Source organism: Pseudomonas sp., from assembly GCF_036404235.1.
Classification (GTDB): Bacteria; Pseudomonadota; Gammaproteobacteria; order Pseudomonadales; family Pseudomonadaceae; genus Aquipseudomonas.
Window position 1 is genome coordinate 1 of record NZ_DASWOT010000174.1, and the last position, 23,036, is coordinate 23,036.

A 23,036-nucleotide genomic window follows, 5' to 3' on the forward strand; every position below is an offset into this window, starting at 1 on the left:
CACCGTGCCTTGCCCGGCGATGGTGTCGGGGTCGTCGTAGGGGTGGACGTAGACGTAGCCTTTTTCATCGACCAATTTCAGCGAATAGGCCAGCGCTTCGGGGAACGAATCCCCGTGCAAAACCACTTTGCCACCTCGGGAGCGCACACCTTCGACCTTGATCTCCGGTGTGGTCTTGGGCATGACGATGGTCGCTTTGACGCCCAGGGTTTTCGCCGCCAGCGCCAGCCCTTGTGCATGATTGCCCGCCGACGCGGTGACCACGCCATGTGCCAGTTCTTCGGGGGTCAACTGCGCCAGCTTGTTGTAGGCGCCGCGAATTTTGAAAGAAAACACCGGTTGCAAGTCTTCGCGCTTGAGCAAGACCTGGTTGCCAAGCCGTTCGGACAACTGCCGAGCGCCCTGTAGCGGGGTTTCCACGGCGACGTCATAGACGCGAGAGGTGAGGATTTTCTTGACGTACTGTTCGAGCATCGGGGAAGCATCACTGGCGAAAGGGGCAAGGCCGAGAAGTCTACCCCGCACTCCAACCTACGACCACACGAAGACTCAGGTTTTAACCTCGGCATGTCGCTATAATGCACACCCTCAACGCATTGCTAGCCTCTGGCGGCGCAGCCTTCGTAACTTCGGCAGCTCCTACAGAGAGCATCTATAAAACCTCAGGCCCTCGTGGAGCCCACCCGCATGACCCAGGATCAACTCAAACAGGCCGTGGCCCAAGCCGCTGTCGACTTCATCCTTCCCAAACTCGACGACAAAAGCATCGTCGGCGTCGGCACCGGCTCCACCGCCAACTGTTTCATCGACGCGCTGGCGCAGCACAAAGGTGCGTTCGATGGTGCAGTCGCCAGCTCCGAAGCCACTGCCGCGCGCCTCAAAGGCCACGGGATTCCTGTGTATGAGCTCAACACAGTCAGTGATCTGGAGTTTTATGTCGACGGTGCCGACGAAAGCGACGAGCACCTGAACTTGATCAAAGGCGGTGGCGCGGCGCTGACGCGCGAGAAGATTGTCGCCGCCGTGGCCAAGACCTTCATCTGCATCGCCGATGGCAGCAAGCTGGTGCCAGTGCTGGGCGCGTTCCCGTTGCCAGTCGAAGTGATCCCGATGGCCCGCAGCCACGTCGCCCGCCAACTGGTGAGACTGGGCGGTGATCCGGTGTACCGCGAGGGCGTGTTGACCGACAACGGCAATATCATTCTCGACGTGCATAACATGAACATCACCAACCCGGCAGAGCTGGAAGCACAGATCAACAACATCGTTGGCGTGGTCACTAACGGGCTGTTCGCGGCCCGGCCGGCGGATTTGTTACTGCTGGGTACGCAGGACGGCGTCAAAACCCTGAAGCGCTGATCGTGTCGGGCTGACAGGAGTTTCGCCTGCTCAGCCCATTCGCGAGCATACTCGCGAATGGGCCATTACAAACGATGCAACTACTGCTTCTTGAACACATAAAACAGATTCGGCTCGCTCACCAGGTACAACGTGCCGTCATCTCCCATTGCGATGCCCTCCGCCTGCGGCACGCTCTTGTGCAAGCCCATGCTGCCTTTGCTCAGCGATACGTTGGCCACTGGTCGGCCCGCCGTATCAAGCTCCAGAATCTGCCGCGACTCATCGGACAACGCCAGTAAATGTCCACTGCGTTCGTCGAACTGCAGGCTGGACAGGTCGCGCACGAACAGGCCTGCGTTGCGCGCTTTATCGGTTGTCACCTCCAGAGCGTTTGCCGTGCGGGCGTTGGCCTGTGCAAAACCACGAACCTCGATGATCTGAACCGGCTTGCGCTCTTTGGCGACAAACAGTCGTTGCGCTTGCGTGTCATAAGCCAACCCTTCGAAGCCGTTATTGCCACCGACATCGATGTCCAGGGTCAGCTTCTCGCTATCATTTGCATCCAGAAACAGCGTTTGGTCATTCACATGGACCTTAAACAAACTCTGGCTGTGCTCGTCGCTGATCACGTAACTGCCGGGGCCGATGTATTCCACGGCTTCCGCATCACCAAAGCCGGTCAGCGGGATACGCCGGATAACCTGGCCTTCCAGGTTCAACTCGGCGAGTTCGCTGTTCTTGTTGGTGACGGTGAACAGTGTTTTACGATCCGGGTCGTAGCTTAGGGCCGAAACGTTATCGTCAAGGCCGTCGATGACCTTACCCTCGATGACCACCTGATAGTCACTCAGACCAAGGCTTTGGGCGTCAGCCGATTGCCAGAAGACATGCCAGTTGAACCGCAAGCGCTCGACGACACGGTATTGCCGTCCAACGAACAACGATGCCAGCACCAGCAGGCAGATGAGGCAGGCAACCAGGATTTTGACAGCGCAGAGACGACGCATTTAAAAGGCTCGGATTCAGAGGAGGCACGTTAATACCACGGGAATCTGAAGCGAGCCTTAAATCAGATCATTAAGCTCAATCACTTCTTCTTGAACGAATAAAACAGGTTCGGCTCACTGACCATGTACAACGTGCCGTTCTCGTCCATCGTCACGCCTTCTGCCCGAGGGATGGTTTGGCTCAGGCCGTTAAAGCCGTGTAGCAGGGTCATGAAGCTCACCTGCTCGCCGTGTTCATCCAGTTCCAGCAGCATGTGCGACTCTGCCGACAAAACCAGCAGATGGCCGGTGCGCTGATCGGCGTACAGCGCCGATAGGTTACGCAGGATGATGTTGTCATTGACCAGCTTGTGCTTATCGCCCTTGAGTGGGCTGCTGCCGTCGCTGGCCCAGGTGAACAACGCCGGTGGCCGTTCTTCGCCGAGCCAGATTTTCTGGTTTTTTGGGTCCCAGGCCACGCCTTCGAACGCCTTGTTCTGATCCTTCGAAGGGCCGAGGTCGTATTTCGGGAAATCAGCGATATTCAGCGTTTTGGTGTCCGGCGTCACCGTGACCACGGTCATCAGGTGCTGACGCTCATCGACAATCGCGATCAAACCGTTTTCCAGCACGGCCACGCCTTCGGGATTGCTCCAGCCCACCAGTGGGATCTTACGGATCACATCGCCATTGAGCTTGAGCTCGGACAGAAACGCATTCTTGCCCATCACCGAAAACAGGGTCTTGGTCACGGGGTTATAAGACAGGTCCGACGCCTCGTCCTTTTCCATGCCTGCCAGCGGTTTGGCATCGATATCGACCGTGTAGTCCGGCAGCCAAATGCTCGCGGCGTGTTGCGCCGGCGTGACGCTTTGCTCACGCAACCACAGGCGGGCGCGATCATCCCAATGGAAGGCATACGCAAGGCCATAGGCAATGACAAGGAGCAAAATCAGCCACCCATACCAGCGCACGCGCGGTAATCGGCCTTTGGGTTTAGCCAGTGGAACAGAATGATTGGCCATTGAAGCGCTCCGAAAAAAGGTCTCATAGGCGAAGCCATGACTCGGCGCGGATTATCCAGATCAGTTGTGAAAAAAACGGTAATTGCCGTTGTTGTTTTGCCGAACACAAAAAAGCCGCCTGCGCATTTATCGCCGGCGGCTCTCTATGCGCAGCGGTTCGTTCAGCGAACGTCGCTTTCGAAGCGGCTTTGCCCAGGCAACTCCAGCACGATCTTGTCGCCGACATTGAAAGGACCAACGCCGGCAGGCGTACCGGTCATGATCAAGTCCCCGGCTTGCAGTGAAAAATGCGAGGCGATGTGCTGAATCATCGGCACGATGGGGTTGAGCATCAGGCTGCTATTGCCGTCCTGGCGCACTTCGCCGTTAACCGTCAGGCGGATCGGGATATCGGTTAGATCAGGGAAGGCATCTGGCGACACGAAGGGTGCGATAACTGCCGCACCATCAAAAGATTTGGCCAGTTCCCACGGCAGGCCCTTTTCCTTGAGCTTCGATTGAAGGTCGCGCAATGTCAGATCCAAACCCGGCGCGATGCCCGAAATTGCATCCAAAACCTCTTCGCGACCAGGGTTTTTGCTCAGTGGCTTGCCGATCAGTACCACGATTTCGGCTTCGTAATGCACCGAACCACGGTCAGCCGGAATGGTAAATCCGCCTTCAATCGGCACCACGCAACTGCCCGGTTTGATGAACAGCAGCGGCTCGGTCGGTACCGGATTGTCCAGTTCCTTGGCGTGCTCGGCGTAATTGCGGCCGATGCAGACCACTTTACCCAACGGGAAGTGAATTCCCGTTCCATCGACATACTTGTGCTGGTAGCTCATGGGCGCTCCTGGGCTGCGGGGTGTCTTGGTTCTGGTTGTTTTGTGTTCAAGATCGAGCGTGAATCAAACGGCGAAGATCTTGCCTGGGTTCATGATGCCGTTGGGGTCAAACACGGCCTTGACGGCTTTCATGTATTCGATCTCCACCGGAGAACGACTGTACGTCAGGTAATCACGCTTGGTCATGCCCACACCATGCTCAGCGGAAATTGAGCCGTTGTACTTCTGCACGATCTCGAATACCCATTTGTTGACCGTCGCACACTTGGCAAAGAACTCGTCTTTGCTGAGGTTTTCGGGTTTGAGGATATTCAAGTGTAGGTTGCCGTCGCCAATGTGGCCGAACCAGACGATCTCGAAATCCGGGTAGTGCTGGCCAACGATTGCGTCGACTTCAGCCAGAAACGCCGGGACTTTGGAGACGGTCACCGAGATGTCGTTTTTATACGGTGTGAAGTGCGAGATGGTTTCCGAGATGAACTCGCGCAGCTTCCACAGGTTGTGCAACTGCTGATCGCTCTGACTCATTACGCCATCCAGTACCCAGCCTTGCTCGACGCAGTGCTCGAAAGTCGCCAGCGCATCGTTGGCGACTTCTTCGGTGGTGGCTTCAAATTCCAGCAGCGCGTAGAACGGGCAGTCGGTCTCGAACGGCGAGGGTACATCACCTCGGGCCATGACTTTGGCCAGCGCTTTGTCGGAAAAGAATTCGAACGCGGTCAGGTCCAGTTTGTTTTGGAAGGCATGCAGCACCGGCATGATCGCGTTGAAATCACTGGTGCCCAGGACCATCGCGGTGAGGTTTTTCGGCGCGCGGTCAAGGCGCATGGTGGCCTCGACGACAAAGCCCAGCGTGCCTTCGGCGCCGATGAACAGTTGGCGCATGTCGTAACCGGTGGCGTTTTTGATGAGGTCTTTGTTCAGTTCGAGAAGGTCGCCCTTGCCGGTGACGACTTTAATCCCCGCTACCCAGTTGCGGGTCATGCCGTAGCGAATGACCTTGATTCCGCCGGCATTGGTGCCGATATTGCCGCCAATCTGGCTGGAACCCGACGAAGCGAAGTCCACCGGATAATACAGGCCGTTTTCTTCGGCTAGATTTTGTAGTTGCTTGGTGACGACGCCTGGCTGACACACTGCCGTACGATCAGTCAGATTGAGTTCCAGCACCTGATTCATGTAGTCGAACGAGACGACGACTTCGCCATTGGCAGCCACCGCCGCAGCAGAAAGACCTGTCCGACCGCCGGACGGCACCAGCGCGACCTTGCGTTCATTGGCCCAGCGCACGATGGCCTGAACCTGCGCGATAGTTTTCGGAAACACGATGGCTGTTGGTGCAGGCGCGAAGTGCTTGGTGTGATCTTTACCGAAGAACTCGAGGGAATCGGCATCGGCAAGCACTTTGCCAGGCTCAACCAGGGTCTTCAGCTCATCAATCAGGGCGGGATGGTTCATCAATAGAACTCTCGAACAATTCATGGTCACCCTGAGAACGGCTCACGTCCAGGAATGGGTGTTTCGCGGGGTGCATATGCTAGCATACGCCCCCTGCTAATCGAGCCTAAGCCCGATAGCGAGCGGTTCACTTTCCTGCCATTTTTCTCCGGGACACAGGTTTACGCAGATGAGCAAGACTTCCCTCGACAAGAGCAAGATCAAGTTCCTTCTTCTCGAAGGCGTGCATCAATCCGCAGTCGACGTCCTCAAGGCCGCCGGTTACACCAGCATTGACTACCACACCAAGTCTCTGCCGGAAGCTGAGCTCAAGGAAAAGATTGCCGACGCACACTTCATCGGTATTCGTTCCCGCACTCAGCTGACCGAAGAGCTGTTCGACAGTGCCAAGAAGCTGGTCGCTGTGGGCTGCTTCTGCATCGGCACCAACCAGGTCAACCTGAACGCTGCCCGTGAACGCGGTATCGCCGTATTCAACGCCCCTTACTCCAACACCCGCTCTGTTGCAGAGCTGGTGCTGGCCGAGGCGATCCTGTTGCTGCGCGGCATCCCGGAGAAAAACGCTTCCTGCCACCGTGGCGGCTGGATCAAGAGCGCGGCCAACTCGTTCGAAATCCGTGGCAAGAAACTGGGTATCGTTGGCTATGGCTCAATCGGTACTCAACTGTCCGTCCTGGCTGAAGGCCTGGGCATGCAGGTTCACTTCTACGATACGCTGACCAAACTGCCGCTGGGCAACGCCACTCAGGTGTCGAGCCTGAACGAGCTGCTGAGTATGTCGGACATCGTTACCCTGCACGTTCCGGAAACCGCTGAAACCCAGTGGATGATCGGCGAGAAAGAAATCCGCTCGATGAAGAAGGGCAGCATCCTGATCAACGCCGCGCGTGGCACGGTTGTCGAGCTGGACGCACTGGCCAATGCGATCAAGGACAAGCACCTGATTGGCGCCGCCATCGACGTGTTCCCGGTCGAGCCGCGTTCCAACGACGAAGAGTTCGAAAGCCCGTTGCGTGGCCTGGACAACGTGATCCTGACTCCGCACATCGGCGGTTCGACTGCAGAAGCCCAAGCCAATATTGGTCTGGAAGTCGCGGAAAAGCTGGTCAAGTACAGCGACAACGGTACTTCCGTATCGTCGGTCAACTTCCCGGAAGTGGCGCTGCCCGCTCACCCTGGCAAGCACCGTTTGCTGCACATCCACCAGAACATTCCGGGTGTGATGAGCGAGATCAACAAGGTCTTCGCGGAAAACGGCATCAACATCTCCGGTCAGTTCCTGCAGACCAACGAGAAAGTCGGTTACGTGGTCATCGACGTCGACGCCGAATACTCAGACCTGGCGCAAGAAAAGCTGCAACAGATCAAAGGCACGATTCGTAGCCGCGTTTTGTTCTAGTTCGCGCTGCTGTACCCATTAAAAAGGAGACCGCGAGGTCTCCTTTTTTGCGCCTGCGACTGGGCATACGAACGACGTTTTTGTAGGCGCGTGATTACTTCACTGTCACTGTAATTTTCTGCGATTCCACGACTGGATTCAGCGGTACGTGGTTCTTGTCGCCCACCAGTAATTGCAAGGTGTGCTGGCCCGGTGCAAGGGTCAGTTCGGTTTCGGTCTGGCCTTTGCCGAAGTGGCGGATATTGTCGGTGGCTGGCAGCGGCGCATCCATCGCTGGCTGCTCTTTTACGTCGATCAGCAGATGGTGGTGGCCGGTATCAGGCACGTCGACACCGGCAGGCGCAACGCCCATACCCTTGAGGCCGAACTGTACTTTGAAGGTGCCGTTAAGGGTCGCACCGTCCTTCGGGGAAATGATGTACACCTCGGCGCCAGCGGGCGAAGCGGTGCGCGGAACGTCGGCAGCCTGCGCCGTGAGCGTGGCACCGAGCAGGGCAGAACCGAGCACCAGACTGGCAAGGGCAGATTTTGCGAATAAGGTTTTCATGGCTTCTCCGGGTTATTGTTTCTCTGCGTGGGACCCCGAAGCACCAAAGCGGTTCAGGGTCGCCAGAGAGGAAAGATCAAACACGCGGTTTACCTTAGCGCGCTCTGGAGAACGGGTTTCTGAATATGGGGGTTTCTGTCAGAGGTTTCATGTTGCTTGGGGCAACCCTGATGCCCCGTAGCTGGCGCGGCACCAAGAATTTGCTCTCGAATGGACCGTTGCTGAAGATGTGGCTGGCTAGTTTGCCTTCCCGATCTTCGAATCATCCACCCGCCAGATCAGCTTGGTCGTGTCATAGCCCTGCTGTTGCGCCTTGGACAGCAACTCGTTCTTGGTTTGCTCCGACACATGCGCGGTTCTCGACAGCAGCCATAAGTATTTGCGGCTCGGATTACCGACCAGCGCGGTCTTGTAGTCATCGCCGAGGTACAGCACCCAGTAATCGCCCTTCGCGACCCCTGGCAGCAGTCGGGAAAACCAGTTATCGAACACCACCCACAGCTTGTCGGTTTTGCCCGGTATCTGCGGCGATGCCGTACCAGTTGCTTCCTCCCACTTGCCTTCTATCGTGCGGCAGCGGTTGGTGACGGCGATGGTGCCGTCATCTTTAAGCGCGTAGTGGGCCTGGGATTGCGCACATTTACGCTGGAAAAACATCGGCATGCGCGCCAGTTCGTACCAGGTGCCCTGATAGCGTTTCAGGTCGACGTGATCCACCGTTTTCGGGTCCATGGAGTCTTCCCTGGACGAGGCGCAGCCCGCCATGAGTAACGTAACCATTGCCAACGCCGCTATTTGCAACGAGTGACGGATCTTCATTTCAGGCCCTGGCCGGAAAACAGCACCACCTTGTCGCCGGCGTACTGAACGCTGATGAAGCTCTTCTGATCGCCCCAGGTGCAGCTAGACATGCCCAATGCGCCGGAGCATTCAGTTGGGCTGCCCAACAGTTTTTCGACTTCGGCCTTGGGCATGCCCGCAGAAATTTTCGAATAGTTTTCCTGATTGACTTTACTGCAGGCCGCCAGCAATACGCAGAACGACAACACGACAAGAGAGCGCAATGACATGAATGAATCTCCTGAAACGGAAGGGGCGACATCGCAACGTTCGTCCGTGACGCAACACGCGGGTGGCGCTAAAAGGTTAGAAGATAAAGTCATAAAGAGCTTTTCAAAGTGTATGGCAGGCAACGTCTTCTCAGGCTAGGGCCACTATAAGAGCCGGGATCCACCCCCCTTCAAAACTTCCCTTCCTGCTCCGTAAAGTTCCTGGCCTTCGTCACGTCGGTCGGCGATTCGGCTGAGCCGAACCACCCATTAAGCAACGGTAACCAGGCAAGGGACGGTCATGATTGTTCAGTTCGTGTGGTATGAGGTCACGCGTTCGACTTCTTCTTTCGAGCCCAGGAACACCGCAACACGTTGGTGCAGGCCCTCTGGCTGGATATCGAGAATGCGCTGATGACCGTTGGTGGACGCCCCGCCAGCTTGCTCGACCAGGAACGACATTGGGTTGGCTTCGTACATCAGGCGCAATTTGCCTGGCTTGGAAGGTTCGCGGCTGTCGCGTGGGTACATGAACATGCCACCACGGGTCAGAATGCGATGCACGTCCGCAACCATCGCGGCGACCCAACGCATGTTGTAGTTCTTTTTCAGCGGGCCTTCTTCACCCGCCAGCAATTCGCCAACGTAACGTTGTACCGGCGCCTCCCAGTGGCGCTGGTTGGACATGTTGATCGCGAATTCCTGAGTGGACTCGGGAATCTTGATGTCTTCGTGGGTCAGCGCGAAACTGCCCATTTCACGGTCCAGGGTGAAGCCTTTCACGCCATCGCCCAACGTCAGCACCAGCATGGTCTGCGGGCCGTAGATGGCGTAACCGGCAGCTACTTGTTCGGTACCGGGTTGCAGGAAGGCCTTTTCGTTCAAGGCTTCGTTCTGGCTCAGGTATTCGTTCGGGCAACGCAGCACCGAGAAGATAGTCCCGACCGGCGCATTGATATCGATGTTGGACGAGCCGTCCAGTGGGTCGAATACCAACAGGTATGCGCCTTTCGGATATTTACCGGGGATCTGGTAGGCATTGTCCATTTCTTCGGACGCCATGCCGGCCAAGTGACCGCCCCACTCATTGGCTTCGAGCAGGATTTCGTTGGAAATTACGTCGAGTTTTTTCTGCACTTCACCTTGAATGTTCTCGGTGTCCATGCTGCCAAGGACACCGCCCAGGGCGCCCTTGGAGACGGCGTGGCTGATTTCCTTGCATGCGCGCGCGACCACTTCGATAAGGAAGCGCAGATCAGCAGGCGTGTTGTGGCTGCGGGTCTGCTCAATCAGATAGCGACTCAGGGTAACGCGGGACATGGAGAGCTCCAAAGATGGGGATTAAAAACGCGCACAGTTTAACGCGAGTGATGACGTAATGCTGCCTGTCAGACCGGGTGACAAGCCATTGAGTTCACGCGCCCCCTGAGCGTAGACGCAAAACGCGGATATATCTGACGGTTTGCAGGTGTGGTGTCGCTTTGGCTCAGCGACTTTTTTTCGACGCGTTCAGCGTGCTCAGCGCCATCCAGCCCAGAAATATCACCCCGATCACCAGCACCGCCCACAGTCCCATGCGTTTCCAGTCCGGGCCATCGGCGACAGGCACCGGCACGGCGGTTGCAGCGACGGGCGCTGAGGCCAGTGTTGCGCTGCCCAGTGCCGCGAGTTTTTCCGGCGTTACGCCGGGTATCAGCGTCGATAGCGGCAGGTTCGCGCCGCTTATGGTTTTATTGCCAATGGCCAGGCTATAAGGCGGGGCACCCCGGCCAAGGAACACGAGCTGAGTTGCGCGCACGGCAAAGCTGAGTGTCGGTGCTTGGGCCCCAAGGCCGCCGCCCCGTTCATCCACTTCCAGTTTTAATTGCTGCACGACGTCGCCGGGTAACTCCATTTCGTCCCGAGTCACGTCCTGACCGTTTTGCGTCAGCCGATACAGCAAGCTGTCGTCGATCAACCGCCAGGGTGCGTTGCTGTCGTGACGCCCATACAGCGTTGCCGGTGCAAGGCTGTTGGGTTGGGTGATGTTGATCTTCATGCGCTCGATTGGCATTGCTACCGGCAACTTCCAAACGTACACCCCCGGTTTTTCGGTGCTTCCTGTGATCGCTGGCGACCAACTGAGCGGCAAAATACCTGGGCGGGTGCTGAGCAATTGCGCGGAAGTCAGCGTGGGTGCCGATTGCGGATTGTTCCACAGCAAGCGCAAATAGCGGGCGGTGCCCCCCGGCAATGACACTTCGCGTTGCTCTACCAGCTCATCGGCAAAAGACAAGCGCGCAACCTGACCTTCGCCCCAGCGCTGCCAGTGTTGCAGGTCATCGCTGGCTTCGATGGTGAAGCGCTGGAAGCCTTCGCGTTCGGTGCTCCAGTCGATGATCAGTTGGTCCAGTGGTGCGTTGATCGCGCTGGTGTCCAGCAGCCAGCCGCGCAATATTTCCTCGCCTGCTTCGATCTCGCCCTGCGGTTGCACCTCGACCAGCGTGCCGCTTGGGGTGCGTTCGACGCGAATGGCGGGCTCGACATCCTGGGCGTCGTCACTGTTGTACAGCGGGAACCACTTTACCGAGACAGGATGTTCATCTTCGGCTCGTTGCGGTTGGCTCAGGGTTAACGAATAGGGTTGAGCCTGCCCGTCGGCATTGAAAATGCGGACGTCATTGAGGTTGCCCTGGCGCGCATTCAATTGCACGCTCAGTGGCAATTGCAGCCGATACCATGGGCCTTCGCCGCTGATAGTCAGAGGCATCTGGCTGGCGAAGTCGTCCGGCAGGTCTTCCGCGTAGCCAAGCAGCACGGTGCAGAGAAGGGAGCCGAACACAGCGGCCTTGATAATGAACTGACTGCTCAACAACGCATTCCTCATGAGCGGGCCGAATCCGTGGCGGGCTCTTCTGATGACGAAGGGCGTATAAGGGATTTTGGCGGTAGTGGTGCGAAATATCCCACTACGAGCAGCAGAATGCCAACGCCGATAAAGGAAACAATGCGCTCAAGCCCGCGTCGGTCGCTAAGCTCCACGAAGAACAGCTTGGCGACCACGACAGCAATCAGCGCTGCACCGACCAGCCAGATTTCCCTGCGAACCCGCAGATGACCGCCGATCATCAGGGCCAGCGCCAGGCGATCAACTGTGCTGCTCTGCGCGCGCGCTCGGTGGAGATACCCAGTTACTGCAGATTGCTGCGAATGCAAAGGCAAATCCCAGATCAGCTCTGGGCCGTCCGTGCTGACGGCCTGAGCATTGAGTGACGCTGGGAGCGGGTCTGCGACAGGCGCTGTGTCAGCAGCTTCAACGGGACTTGCCGGTGGGTTGTAGGAGTGAACGTGTTCGCGAGGCGGCGTTTCAGGCGCACCGCGTTGCTCGCTTCGCCAACACGTTGGCTCCTACAGATCGTATGTACGACGCGGCTTTTAAGCAAAGCGCTACCTCAATCCAGCGCGTTCCATATTTCCGTCGCGTACTCGCGAATGGTTCGGTCCGAAGAAAACCAGCCCATGCGCGACGTGTTAAGGATTGCCGAGCGCCACCATTCGTTGGTGTTGTGCCAGTGTGCTTCGACCTTGGCCTGTGCATGCCAATACGACTCAAAATCGGCGCACGCAAAGAAGCGATCGTAGGCAACCAGTTGATCGATCAATCCGGCATAACGGTTTGGATCATCCGGCGAGAACACCCCTCCGCGAATGGCTTGCAATACATCGTTCAAACGCCCGGACGCCGCGATGTCGCCATGTGCATTGAACTCGCCCGCATGTTTGCGCGCTTCGACTTCCTGCGAGCTCATCCCGAAAATGAACATGTGCTCCAGCCCGACTTGCTCGCTCATCTCCACGTTGGCACCGTCCAGCGTACCGATGGTCAGGGCGCCATTGAGGCCGAATTTCATGTTGCTGGTGCCTGATGCTTCCAGGCCCGCCGTGGAAATCTGCTCCGACAAATCGGCGGCGGGAATGATGCTTTCCGCCAGGCTGACGTTGTAGTTAGGTATGAACACCACTTTCAGTTGACCGCGCAGGGTTGGGTCGTTGTTCACTGTCCGGGCAATGTCATTGGCCAGTTTGATGATCAATTTGGCCGTGTGATAACTGGCTGCTGCTTTACCTGCGAAGATCTTCACCCGTGGCGCCCAACGGGTACTCGGGTCGGCACGCATTGCCTGATACAGCGCAACGGTATGGAACAGATTCAACAACTGGCGTTTGTACTCATGAATCCGTTTGACCTGAACGTCGAACATCGCTTCAGGATTAATCGTGATGCCCAGTCGGTCCTGGATAATGGCTGCCAGTGCCTTCTTGCTGTGCAGGCGTTGCGCGGCAAACTGCTTCTGGAAATCTCGATTGTCGGCAAACGGTTCCAGAGCGATGAGCCTGGTTTCTGGATCGTCGAGTACTCCTTCGCCCAGTTTCTCGACCAGCATCGAGGTGAGCGTCGGGTTGGACTGATACAGCCAGCGGCGGAACGTGATGCCGTTGGTTTTGTTGTTGATACGGTCCGGGTACAGGCTGTGCAGGTGCGAGAACACCGTTTTGCGCATCAATTGCGTGTGCAGTGCCGACACTCCATTGACGCTGTGAGAGCCGAGGAACGCCAGGTTGCCCATGCGGACCCGACGACCGTTGTCTTCTTCGATCAGCGACACGGCTCGCAGGATACCGAACAGGTCAGGATCGTCTTTGCATTTGACGCGAACTTCATCGATGTGACGCGCATTGATCATATAAATGATCTGCATATGTCGCGGCAGCATGCGCTCCATCAGGCCCACAGCCCAGGTTTCCAGGGCTTCTGGCAGCAAGGTGTGGTTGGTGTAGGCGAGCGTGCCGACCGTGATACGCCAGGCTTCGTCCCATTCCACGTTGTACAGGTCGATCAGAATGCGCATCAGCTCAGCCACGGCGATCGATGGGTGCGTGTCGTTCATCTGGATCGCAGCGTGTTCCGGCAGGCTGTTGATCGTATAGCCCATGTTCTTGTGGCGGCGCAGCAAGTCCTGCAGCGACGCCGAGACGAAGAAATACTCCTGACGCAGGCGTAGTTCCTGCCCCGCTTCGGTGCTGTCGTTTGGATACAACACGCGGGAAATGCTCTCGGCGCGAACGACTTCAGCCACTGCGCCGACATGGTCACCGGCATTGAAGCGTTCCAGGTGCAGGTCCTCGACGGCACGGGCGCGCCACAGACGCAGCGTATTCACCGCGTTACCGCGCCATCCCACCACGGGGGTGTCGTAGGCAATCGCCCGCACGGTTTCACCGGCGTTCCACACATGTTTGGTTTCACCCGCAGCGTCGAGCACCGGTGAGCCCGTGCTGTCGAGGACCGGCTCTACGCTGCCACTGAAGCCAATGTGGTAGATCACTTCCGGACGTTCGAACTCCCATGGGTTGCCGAAGTCCAGCCAGTTCTCGGTCTGCTCTTGCTGCCAGCCATCAACGATGGCCTGACGGAACAACCCGTGCTCATAACGAATGCCATATCCATGCCCCGCGACGCCCAGGGTCGACATGCTTTCCATGAAGCAGGCCGCCAGACGACCAAGACCGCCATTGCCCAGTGCGGCGTCCGGCTCAAGCAAGCGGATGCGTTCGAGGTCGACATTAAGACCTTTCAATGCCAGGCGGGCGGTTTCCAGCAGGCCGAGATTGCTGAGACTGTCCATCATCAGCCGGCCGATCAAAAATTCGAGAGACAGGTAATAAACCCGTTTTTTTTCCTGCTTATAGATGTAGCGGGTGTGCTTCATCCATTGCTCGGCCATTTTGTCGCGGGTGGCCAGAGCAATCGCTTCAAACCAGTCATGGTCAAACGCGTGGTCAGGGTCCTTACCCACCGCATAGGTGAGTTTGGTCAGTACCGCTTCACGAAAGGCTGCCACTTCAGCGTCACGAACATTGGGTTCCGGAGACATCGGGTACGACCTCAAGTTGGTTGGACGAGTGAAAGGGGTTTTTTGACTGTAGGACGTGTCGTCGGTTATTTCCCGCAAATAGAGTGAAATAGCCGATGACACGACCCATGCTTCGACTCAAGGAAAATGGCCTGGTTCGCATTCGATCTTAATCCGCAAACGCCTGCATTGATCGTTCCATTCTGATTGAGTGGTGTGGCATGTAAAAAACAGCAGGGCATGATCATTTCGCCGATTCGGGTTTATGATGCCCAACGGCAGAATAGATAGCAGCCCCTGAATTGGACTTGTGGAGCACCTATGCAGACTTTGTACCCGCAGATCAAACCTTATGCCCGGCACGATCTGGCAGTGCAAGAGCCTCATGTGCTGTATGTCGACGAAAGCGGCTCGCCCAAAGGTTTGCCAGTAGTGTTTATCCATGGTGGCCCAGGTGCAGGATGCGATGCACAGAGCCGTCGTTATTTCGATCCCAACCTATACCGCATCATTACTTTCGATCAACGCGGCTGTGGTCGTTCCACGCCACACGCCAGCCTGGACAACAATACCACCTGGCATCTGGTTGAGGATCTTGAGCGTATTCGCAAGCACCTGGGTATCGACAAATGGGTGCTGTTCGGCGGCTCATGGGGTTCGACGCTGGCACTGGCTTACGCTCAGACTCACCCTGACCGGGTGCATGCACTGATCTTGCGTGGCATTTTTCTCTGCCGTCCCCAGGAAATCGAATGGTTCTATCAGGCGGGCGCGAGCCGTCTGTTTCCGGATTACTGGCAGGATTATCTGGCGCCGATCCCGCTCGATGAACGCCACGACCTGCTGTCGGCGTTCCATAAACGCCTGATCGGTAACGACCAGATCGCCCAGATGCACGCGGCCAAGGCCTGGTCCACCTGGGAAGGTCGAACGGCGACATTGCGGCCCAATCCGCTGGTCGTCGATCGGTTCTCCGAGCCGCAACGCGCGTTATCCATCGCCCGGATTGAATGTCATTACTTCACCAACAATGCATTCCTGGAAGAAAACCAGTTGATCCGCGACATGCCCAAGATCGCGCATTTGCCAGGGATCATCGTGCATGGCCGCTACGATGTGATTTGCCCACTGGATAACGCTTGGGAATTGCATCAGGCGTGGCCCAACAGTGAGTTGCAAGTCATCCGCGATGCCGGTCATGCGGCATCCGAGCCCGGCATTACCGACGCCCTGGTGCGAGCAGCCTCACAAGTGGCTCAGCGTTTGCTGGATCTACCCCCAGAAGAGGCTTGATCGAGTTGCTGAAGACTTGGCCGCGAAGCCCTTGGATCAGACGATCAAAGGTCGCCTGAAAAACCGATTCGCGGGCAAGCCTTGCTCCAGCACGTATTGAAAGTGGAGTTGTGAGCATGAAAGGTTTGCTTCAGCGTGTCTCGCATGCACGAGTGGTGGTCGGGGCAGAAACATTGGGATCTATTGGAACCGGTTTGCTGGTCCTTGTCGGCATCGAGCCTCATGACACCCACGCCTCGGCCGATAAACTGCTGCACAAGCTGCTCAACTATCGGGTGTTCAGCGACGCCGAGGGCAAGATGAACCTGTCCCTGATCGATGTGGCGGGTGGCTTGTTGCTGGTGTCGCAGTTCACCCTCGCGGCGGACACACAAAGCGGCTTGCGTCCGAGTTTTTCCAAGGCGGCGCCGCCAGCGCTGGGTGCCCAACTGTTTGAGTATCTGGTTCAGAAGGCTAAAAACTCGCACGAAAAGGTTGGCGTGGGCCAATTTGGTGCAGATATGCAGGTTCACTTGATCAATGATGGCCCTGTGACATTTTTACTTGAGACGTAAAGGCCCGGTTTTGTTCGTATAGCCCGACTTTATTAGGCAAAAAGCCATAAATACTTCTGTTCCCCTGATGCGTTGTCACGCGACCTACTAGATAATCGCGCGCTACAAAGACAGGTATTCGCCTGTTCAATTGATAAACGCAGACTGGTTCGATATCGATTTGGGGAATCATTGCCCCCTTTCGGAGTCGGAACAATGCTCGCCAACCCGGCATTTGATAGCTGGCCGTTGGTTTCTTCATCTGTTTTCGGCGAGGGTTGCTCGTGATTGTTAGTCCATGTAATGCACCAAAGACCCCCGGCAAGCGCCTGCGTAGCGCGTTGTTGGCCGGGTCTGCTCTGTTTTGTCTATTGGGTGCCAACCAACTCTGGGCGTTCGATATCGACGACGTGGCGACAAAGGCCAAAGAACTGGCCGCGCAGAAATTTGTAGCGCCCAAGAGCAACCTTCCGGCGGAATTCCGTGACATGAAGTTCGCGGACTACCAGAAGATTCGCTTCTTGCAGGACAAAGCAGAATGGGCGAATGAAAAAACGCCATTCAAGATTTCGTTCTATCACCAGGGCATGCACTTCGACACGCCGGTGAAAATCAACGAAGTCACAGCCACGACGGTCAGCGAGATCAAGTACGACCCGAGCCGTTTCGATTTTGCTGATGTGAAGGTCGATCCCAAGTCCACCGAGAACCTCGGTTACGCGGGCTTTCGCGTCATGTACCCGATCAACAAAGACGACAAGCAAGACGAAATCATGACCATGCTGGGCGCGAGCTACTTCCGCGTTGTGGGCAAAGGTCAGGTTTACGGTTTGTCCGCTCGCGGCATGGCGATCGACACTGCCGCGCCATCGGGTGAAGAGTTCCCGCGTTTCACCGAGTTCTGGATTGAGCGGCCTAACCCGGACGACAACCATCTGGTGATCTTCGCGCTGCTCGATTCCCCGCGTGCCACGGGTGCATACAAACTGACCCTGCGCCCAGGCAGCAATACCCTGGTCGACGTGCAATCGCGTATGTTCCTGCGTGAAAAGGTCGGCAAGCTGGGTGTCGCTCCGTTGACCAGCATGTATCTGTTCGGCGCCAATCAGCCGTCCAAAGTGCTCAACTACCGTCGCGAGCTTCACGACTCCAACGGTCTGTCGATTCAGGCAGCCAATGGCGAGTGGATCTGGCGTCCTTTGAACAATCCCAAACACCTGGCCATCAGCAGCTTCTCGGTCGAGAACCCGCGCGGCTTCGGTCTGCTGCAACGTGGTCGTAACTTCAGTCACTACGAAGATCTGGATGACCGCTACGACAAACGTCCAAGCGCCTGGATTGAGCCAAAAGGCGATTGGGGCAAGGGCACCGTCGATCTGGTAGAAATCCCGACTGCCGATGAAACCAACGACAACATTGTTGCGTTCTGGAAGCCGGAAACCCAACCAGAGCCGGGTCAGTCGGTCGATTTCAACTACCGTCTGCACTGGACCATGGATGAAGACTCGATTCACTCGCCAGATCTTGGCTGGGTCAAACAAACCCTGCGCTCGACAGGTGACGTGAAGCAATCGAACCTGGTACGACAGCCTGACGGCAGCGTGGCTTACCTGGTGGACTTCGTTGGCCCGGTACTGGCCAAGCTGGGTGAAGATCCGGCGATTCGTAGCCAGGTCATCACTGACGACAACACTGAGTTGGTCGAAAACAACCTGCGTTACAACCCAGTGACTAAAGGCTGGCGGCTGACGCTGCGGCTGAAAGTCAAAGACACCAACAAGTCAGTAGAAATGCGTGCTTATCTGCTGCGTGAAACCCCTGCCGAGCCGGGCAAGGAACCTGCGGTCATCACGGCTGACAAAGCTGATAAGAACGCCGACAAAAAAGCCGAGAAGAAGGCCGAAGCCAAACTTGCTTCAGTCGCCGCCGCGCCTAAAGACGACAAGGCGCAAATCGTCAATGTCGACGCCGCACGCGCTGATGGCGTGAAAGCCGACGCGGCCAAAAATGCTGAAACAGCCAAGGTTGCTGAAGCCAAAGCCGATGCCGAGGCCTCCAAGCCAGAAGCGGCGCTGGGCGACGCGGCAAAAGCCAATAAAGGCAGCAAAGACATCCCGCAGCCAGCCCCGGCGACTGCATCCACCCAGCAGGAAACGGCCAAGATTCAACAAGTCTTGACCGAGACCTGGAGCTACCAGTTGCCAGCCGATGAGTAATTCACAAGCCGTGCCCGAGTCTCTTAGCGAGTACCTGGCACATTTGCCGATGAGCGATCAGCAGCGTGCCGAGCTGGCAAGCTGCACCTCGTTCGCTGAGCTGCATGAACGCCTTTCGGCGCAAACCGTCACCGATCCAGCCGACGCCGCCCAGGCTTCGGTGGGTCGTCGCCTGACCTTGACCACCGCTGACGAACTGCACGAAGCAGAGATGCTGGGTGTCGATGCCAATGGTCGTGTCTGCCTGAAGGCCACGCCGCCGATTCGCCGCACCAGGGTGGTTCCCGAGCCTTGGCGCACCAATATTCTGGTTCGCGGCTGGCGCAAACTGACCGGCAAGGGTAATCCGCCCACGTCGGACAAGAGCCATCTACCACGTGATCTGCCCAAGTCGCGCTGGCGCACGGTGGGGTCGATTCGTCGTTATATCCTGCTAGTGCTCATGCTCGGCCAGACCATCGTGGCTGGCTTTTACATGAAAGGCATCCTGCCGTATCAAGGCTGGTCGCTGGTGTCTCTGGACGAAATCAGCCATCAGACATTGCTGCAAACAGCCGCACAGGTGCTGCCATACGCCTTGCAGACCAGCATTCTGTTGTTGTTCGGCATTCTGTTCTGTTGGGTGTCGGCTGGTTTCTGGACTGCCTTGATGGGCTTTCTTGAACTGCTGACCGGGCACGACAAATACCGCATCTCCGGCGCTAGCGCGGGTAACGAGCCGATCGAAGCGGGCGCACGTACTGCGCTGGTCATGCCGATCTGTAACGAAGACGTGCCGCGAGTATTCGCGGGTCTGCGTGCAACCTTTGAATCGGTTGCCGCAACGGGAAATCTGGATCGCTTTGACTTCTTCGTCCTTAGCGACACCAACGAAACCGACATCGCCGTGGCCGAGCAGCAAGCCTGGTTGGACGTGTGCCGGGAGACCGGTGGTTTCGGTAAGATTTTCTACCGTCGCCGTCGCCGTCGCGTTAAACGTAAAAGCGGCAACCTTGATGACTTCTGCCGCCGTTGGGGCGGAGACTACCGTTACATGGTCGTCCTCGACGCCGACTCGGTGATGAGCGGCGAGTGCCTGACCGGACTGGTGCGCTTGATGGAAGCCACTCCGGACGCCGGTATCATCCAGACCGCGCCACGCGCTTCGGGCATGGATACGCTGTATGCGCGCATGCAGCAGTTCGCCACCCGCGTGTATGGGCCTTTGTTTACGGCCGGTCTGCACTTCTGGCAGTTGGGTGAATCCCACTACTGGGGGCACAACGCGATCATCCGGATGAAGCCATTTATCGAGCATTGCGCCCTGGCGCCATTGCCCGGTAAAGGTGCGTTCGCGGGGGCGATTTTGTCTCACGACTTCGTTGAAGCCGCGCTGATGCGCCGTGCTGGCTGGGGCGTGTGGATTGCCTACGATTTGCCGGGTAGTTACGAAGAGCTGCCGCCCAACCTGCTGGACGAACTCAAGCGTGACCGCCGCTGGTGCCACGGTAACTTGATGAACTTCCGGCTGTTCCTGGTTAAAGGCATGCATCCGGTTCACCGCGCGGTGTTCCTGACGGGGGTGATGTCGTACCTGTCGGCGCCGTTGTGGTTCTTCTTCCTGGTGCTGTCGACGGCCTTGCTAGCGGTGAACACGCTGATGGAACCGACGTATTTCCTTGAGCCGCGTCAGCTGTATCCATTGTGGCCGCAATGGCATCCGGAAAAGGCTGTCGCGCTGTTTTCGACCACTATCGTGCTGCTGTTCTTGCCTAAGTTGCTGAGCATCATTCTGATCTGGGCCAAGGGCGCAGTCGGTTTTGGCGGACGGATCAAAGTCACCCTGTCGATGCTCATGGAAATGCTGTTCTCCATGCTGCTGGCGCCGGTACGCATGTTGTTCCATACCCGCTTCGTGCTGGCAGCTTTCCTTGGCTGGGCCGCGACCTGGAACTCGCCGCAACGTGACGATGACTCGACTCCCTGGAGCGAGGCGGTCAAGCGGCATGGTCCACAAACGGCGCTGGGCTTTTTTTGGGCGCTGTTGGTGGCGTGGTTGAACCCAAGTTTCCTCTGGTGGTTGGCGCCTATCGTGGGTTCGCTGATGCTGTCGATCCCTGTTTCGGTGATCTCCAGCCGAGTCAAACTGGGCCTTAAAGCCCGTGATGAGAGCTATTTCCTGATTCCCGAGGAACACACGCCGCCACAAGAGCTGATTTCGACCGATCAATACACTCACGAAAATCGCTGGCATGCGCTCAAGGACGGTTTTGTTCGTGCAGTGGTCGATCCGCAGCAGAACGCATTGGCGTGTGCATTGGCTACCTCGCGCCATCGTTATGCCGAGCCCATCGAGGGGCTGCGTAACGAGCGCGTTCTTCATGCGCTCAAAGGAGGGCCGGAGTTGCTCAACAACAGCGAGCGATTGGCGCTGTTGAGTGATCCGGTCGCGCTGGCTCGCCTGCACGAACTGGTCTGGAGCGAAGGCCATTCGTCGTGGCTCAGCGCCTGGCGTGAATCGATCGAAGCTGATCCGCATGCACCGCTGTTACCGTTGCAGCCGGCCAGTCATGTGAATGAGCAGACGCTTGTAAACGCCTGATCGTTGATTGATCCAAAAAACGCCCTTGAAGCCCGGCTCCAAGGGCGTTTTTTATTGCCTGCGCACACCGTCGCAGCCTTTGTAGGAGCCAACGTGTTGGCGAGGCGTCCAACGCGGTGCGCCTGAAACACCGCCTCGCGAACAAGTTCACTCCTACAGCGGGTGTCTGGAAGGCATCCGCCACTGGCGCGCCCCGCCGAATAAGCCGCGGCGGGCAATTGTGGTCGAGGCTGCAGAACGCGTTTCATCTGTAGGAGCCAACTTGTTGGCGAGGCGTCCAACGCGGTGCGTCTGGGACACCGCCTCGCGAACAAGTTCACTCCTGCAGCGGGTGGGTTGAAGGCATCCGCCACTGGCGCGCCACGCCGGATGAGCAGCGGCGGGTAATTGTGGTCTGTAGGAGCCAACTTGTTGGCGAGGCGTCCAACGCGGTGCGCCTGAAACACCGCCTCGCGAACAAGTTCACTCCTACAGCGGGTGTGTGGAAGGCATCCGCCACTGGCGCGCCCCGACGGATAAGCAGCGGCGGGTAATAGTGGTCGAGGTTGCAGAACGCGCTTCATCTGTAGGAGCCAACTTGTTGGCGAGGCATCCAACGCGGTGCGCCTGAAACACCGCCTCGCGAACAAGTTCACTCCAGCGGGTGTGTGGAAGGCATCCGCCACTGGCGCGGCGCGCCGGATGAGCAGCGGCGGGCAATTGTGGTCGAGGCTGCAGAGCGCGCTTCATCTGTAGGAGCCAACTTGTTGGCGAGGCATCCAGCGCGGTGCGCCTGAAACACCGCCTCGCGAACAAGTTCGCTCCTTGGCCGAGGTCATTTCAAGAGTCATTGACTCTCCAGCCACCCTCGCACTCGCCTCGTCAGTTGCTCTTGCTCGGTGGCTGAATTGCCCGGAACGGTATTAAGGGTAATTTGGGTAAATTTAGCGCCTTTGACCCGCTTGCTCGCGTCAAGACGTTCCTGGGCCTGTTTGCGTGAAACAGGTCGATCCTTATCGACGAAGTCTGCGGTGGCGACCTTCAGGGTCGGCAGGATTTGCAGCAGCGATGGCGTGTCCTTGCCGGTTTCTTGTGCAGTGATCATCACCAGTTTCTGAACCGCAGGCGAAGATTTTTCGCTCATGAATCGCGCAGCCCAATAGGCGCCGCTGCCATGGCCGACCAGCACAATGCTGCGCGCCTTGTTCTGTTGGGCGAATGCCACTGCGCTTTCAATGCGGGTGAAGATGCGCTCGGCATAGGATTTGGCCTGTTCAGCATCGGCAGTGGCACGCGCGGCTGTGGCTGCCGCTTCGGCTTCAGCCGTGGCGGTGGGATCTGTCGTTTTGTTTGCGGCGTCCTTGGGCGTTGCCTTGTCAGTCGCCGCATCGCCGGCGGCAGGTATGGGCTCGGGGGCGCGTGCGATAACGCCGTCATCGGGGGCGTCCGGCATCGTTAGGCTCAGGCTCGCCCAGCCCACATCGGGCAATTTGCGGCGCAGCGGGCCGACAGCGTTTGGCCAGTCGGCGGTTTCCCCAGCGCCGGGGATCACAATCACTGCACCTTTGGGGTCATCGCTATTGGCTGGCTTCCATAGTGCCAAAAAGCTTTCGTCGCCGGCCTGCAACTGTTGCTGCTCGGCTTGCGGCAATTGTCGCTCTAGGGCCAGCGCATCTTCCTGGCTGCGCGAGGGCAATACCTGAGGCTCCACCGGCACGTCGGCAGGCGGGGCGTCTTTACTTGGCACCGGGTCTGCTGCCAGAAGCGGCGGAACAAAGGGTAGGATAAGTGTCAGGCAAATCGCAGGAAGCATTGCGCGAATGGTGTAGGACATCGGATATTCCAAAAGCCAGAAACAATCCCGGCAGCCTAATGGGTTGATGAATGTTTGTCAGGTCTGCGCTCGGT

The 23,036-nt window shown here is 57.6% G+C and carries 17 protein-coding genes and 2 pseudogenes; 6 read left to right on the forward strand and 13 right to left on the reverse strand.

Translation table 11 applies throughout. The features are described from left to right. Nucleotides 1-474 (reverse strand): pyridoxal-phosphate dependent enzyme (locus VGC62_RS21755; protein ID WP_331189144.1); only part of this gene is annotated, 474 nt, incomplete at its 3' end. Between the two features lie 213 nt (nt 475-687). Here VGC62_RS21755 and rpiA point away from each other — a divergent pair. Continuing rightward, nucleotides 688-1,359 (forward strand): ribose-5-phosphate isomerase RpiA, encoded by a 672-nt coding sequence (gene rpiA / locus VGC62_RS21760; RefSeq protein ID WP_331189145.1) that lies wholly within the window; start codon nt 688-690, stop codon nt 1,357-1,359. Nucleotides 1,360-1,439: 80 nt separating this feature from the next. Here the strand turns inward: rpiA and VGC62_RS21765 are convergent, their stop codons facing one another. The 4 genes from VGC62_RS21765 to VGC62_RS21780 all read right to left on the reverse strand — a co-directional run bounded on the left by VGC62_RS21765 (nt 1,440) and on the right by VGC62_RS21780 (nt 5,637). Continuing rightward, on the reverse strand, nt 1,440-2,348 hold the full coding sequence (locus VGC62_RS21765; protein WP_331189146.1) for an SdiA-regulated domain-containing protein: 909 nt from the start codon (nt 2,346-2,348) through the stop codon (nt 1,440-1,442). Nucleotides 2,349-2,428: 80 nt separating this feature from the next. Next, nucleotides 2,429-3,352 carry an SdiA-regulated domain-containing protein gene (locus VGC62_RS21770; RefSeq protein ID WP_331189147.1) on the reverse strand — a complete coding sequence of 308 codons (924 nt, stop codon included), beginning with the start codon at nt 3,350-3,352 and terminating at the stop codon, nt 2,429-2,431. Nucleotides 3,353-3,513: 161 nt separating this feature from the next. Continuing rightward, nucleotides 3,514-4,179, reverse strand: coding sequence for a fumarylacetoacetate hydrolase family protein (locus VGC62_RS21775; protein ID WP_331189148.1), 666 nt, complete (start codon nt 4,177-4,179; stop codon nt 3,514-3,516). Nucleotides 4,180-4,242: 63 nt separating this feature from the next. Then, nucleotides 4,243-5,637, reverse strand: a complete 1,395-nt coding sequence (locus tag VGC62_RS21780; protein ID WP_331189149.1) for an FAD-binding oxidoreductase — start codon at nt 5,635-5,637, stop codon at nt 4,243-4,245. Between the two features lie 169 nt (nt 5,638-5,806). Here VGC62_RS21780 and serA point away from each other — a divergent pair, with 169 nt between their 5' ends. After that, nucleotides 5,807-7,036, forward strand: a complete 1,230-nt coding sequence (serA, locus tag VGC62_RS21785) for a phosphoglycerate dehydrogenase (protein ID WP_331189150.1) — start codon at nt 5,807-5,809, stop codon at nt 7,034-7,036. A gap of 94 nt (nt 7,037-7,130) precedes the next feature. Here the strand turns inward: serA and VGC62_RS21790 are convergent, their stop codons facing one another. The 7 genes and pseudogenes from VGC62_RS21790 to VGC62_RS21820 all read right to left on the reverse strand — a co-directional run bounded on the left by VGC62_RS21790 (nt 7,131) and on the right by VGC62_RS21820 (nt 14,547). Beyond that, on the reverse strand, nt 7,131-7,583 hold the full coding sequence (locus VGC62_RS21790; RefSeq protein ID WP_331189151.1) for a DUF4399 domain-containing protein: 453 nt from the start codon (nt 7,581-7,583) through the stop codon (nt 7,131-7,133). 237 nt (nt 7,584-7,820) lie between these two features. Further along, complete coding sequence (locus tag VGC62_RS21795) at nt 7,821-8,402, reverse strand: lipocalin family protein (protein ID WP_414705832.1); 582 nt, start codon at nt 8,400-8,402, stop codon at nt 7,821-7,823. Then, entirely contained in the window at nt 8,399-8,653 is a 255-nt protein-coding gene (locus tag VGC62_RS21800; protein ID WP_331189152.1) for a hypothetical protein, read from the reverse strand. The genes VGC62_RS21795 and VGC62_RS21800 overlap by 4 nt, the downstream gene beginning before the upstream one ends. 288 nt (nt 8,654-8,941) lie before the next feature. Further along, nucleotides 8,942-9,952: a class 1 fructose-bisphosphatase gene (locus tag VGC62_RS21805; RefSeq protein WP_331189153.1), complete on the reverse strand. Its 1,011-nt coding sequence runs from the start codon at nt 9,950-9,952 to the stop codon at nt 8,942-8,944. Between the two features lie 256 nt (nt 9,953-10,208). Continuing rightward, nucleotides 10,209-11,498, reverse strand: a pseudogene (locus VGC62_RS21810) (DUF3999 domain-containing protein); the annotation flags it as partial. After that, a pseudogene (locus VGC62_RS21815) lies at nt 11,495-11,755 on the reverse strand (DUF2339 domain-containing protein); the annotation flags it as partial. The pseudogenes VGC62_RS21815 and VGC62_RS21810, both read right to left, overlap by 4 nt. Before the next feature lie 308 nt (nt 11,756-12,063). Then, on the reverse strand, nt 12,064-14,547 hold the full coding sequence (locus VGC62_RS21820; RefSeq protein ID WP_331189155.1) for a glycogen/starch/alpha-glucan phosphorylase: 2,484 nt from the start codon (nt 14,545-14,547) through the stop codon (nt 12,064-12,066). A gap of 300 nt (nt 14,548-14,847) precedes the next feature. Here VGC62_RS21820 and pip point away from each other — a divergent pair, with 300 nt between their 5' ends. The 4 genes from pip (at nt 14,848) to mdoH (ending at nt 21,149) form a co-directional block, all read left to right on the forward strand. Further along, nucleotides 14,848-15,819, forward strand: coding sequence for a prolyl aminopeptidase (gene pip, locus VGC62_RS21825; RefSeq protein ID WP_331189156.1), 972 nt, complete (start codon nt 14,848-14,850; stop codon nt 15,817-15,819). 116 nt (nt 15,820-15,935) lie between these two features. Further along, nucleotides 15,936-16,373: a D-aminoacyl-tRNA deacylase gene (gene dtd / locus VGC62_RS21830; protein WP_331189157.1), complete on the forward strand. Its 438-nt coding sequence runs from the start codon at nt 15,936-15,938 to the stop codon at nt 16,371-16,373. A 257-nt stretch (nt 16,374-16,630) separates the two neighbouring features. After that, complete coding sequence (locus VGC62_RS21835; protein WP_331189158.1) at nt 16,631-18,568, forward strand: glucan biosynthesis protein G; 1,938 nt, start codon at nt 16,631-16,633, stop codon at nt 18,566-18,568. After that, nucleotides 18,561-21,149: a glucans biosynthesis glucosyltransferase MdoH gene (mdoH, locus tag VGC62_RS21840; RefSeq protein ID WP_331189159.1), complete on the forward strand. Its 2,589-nt coding sequence runs from the start codon at nt 18,561-18,563 to the stop codon at nt 21,147-21,149. Before VGC62_RS21835 ends, mdoH begins: the two co-directional genes overlap by 8 nt. A gap of 826 nt (nt 21,150-21,975) precedes the next feature. Here mdoH and VGC62_RS21845 read toward each other — a convergent pair. After that, complete coding sequence (locus VGC62_RS21845; RefSeq protein ID WP_331189160.1) at nt 21,976-22,962, reverse strand: alpha/beta hydrolase family protein; 987 nt, start codon at nt 22,960-22,962, stop codon at nt 21,976-21,978. Nucleotides 22,963-23,036: the final 74 nt, after the last annotated feature.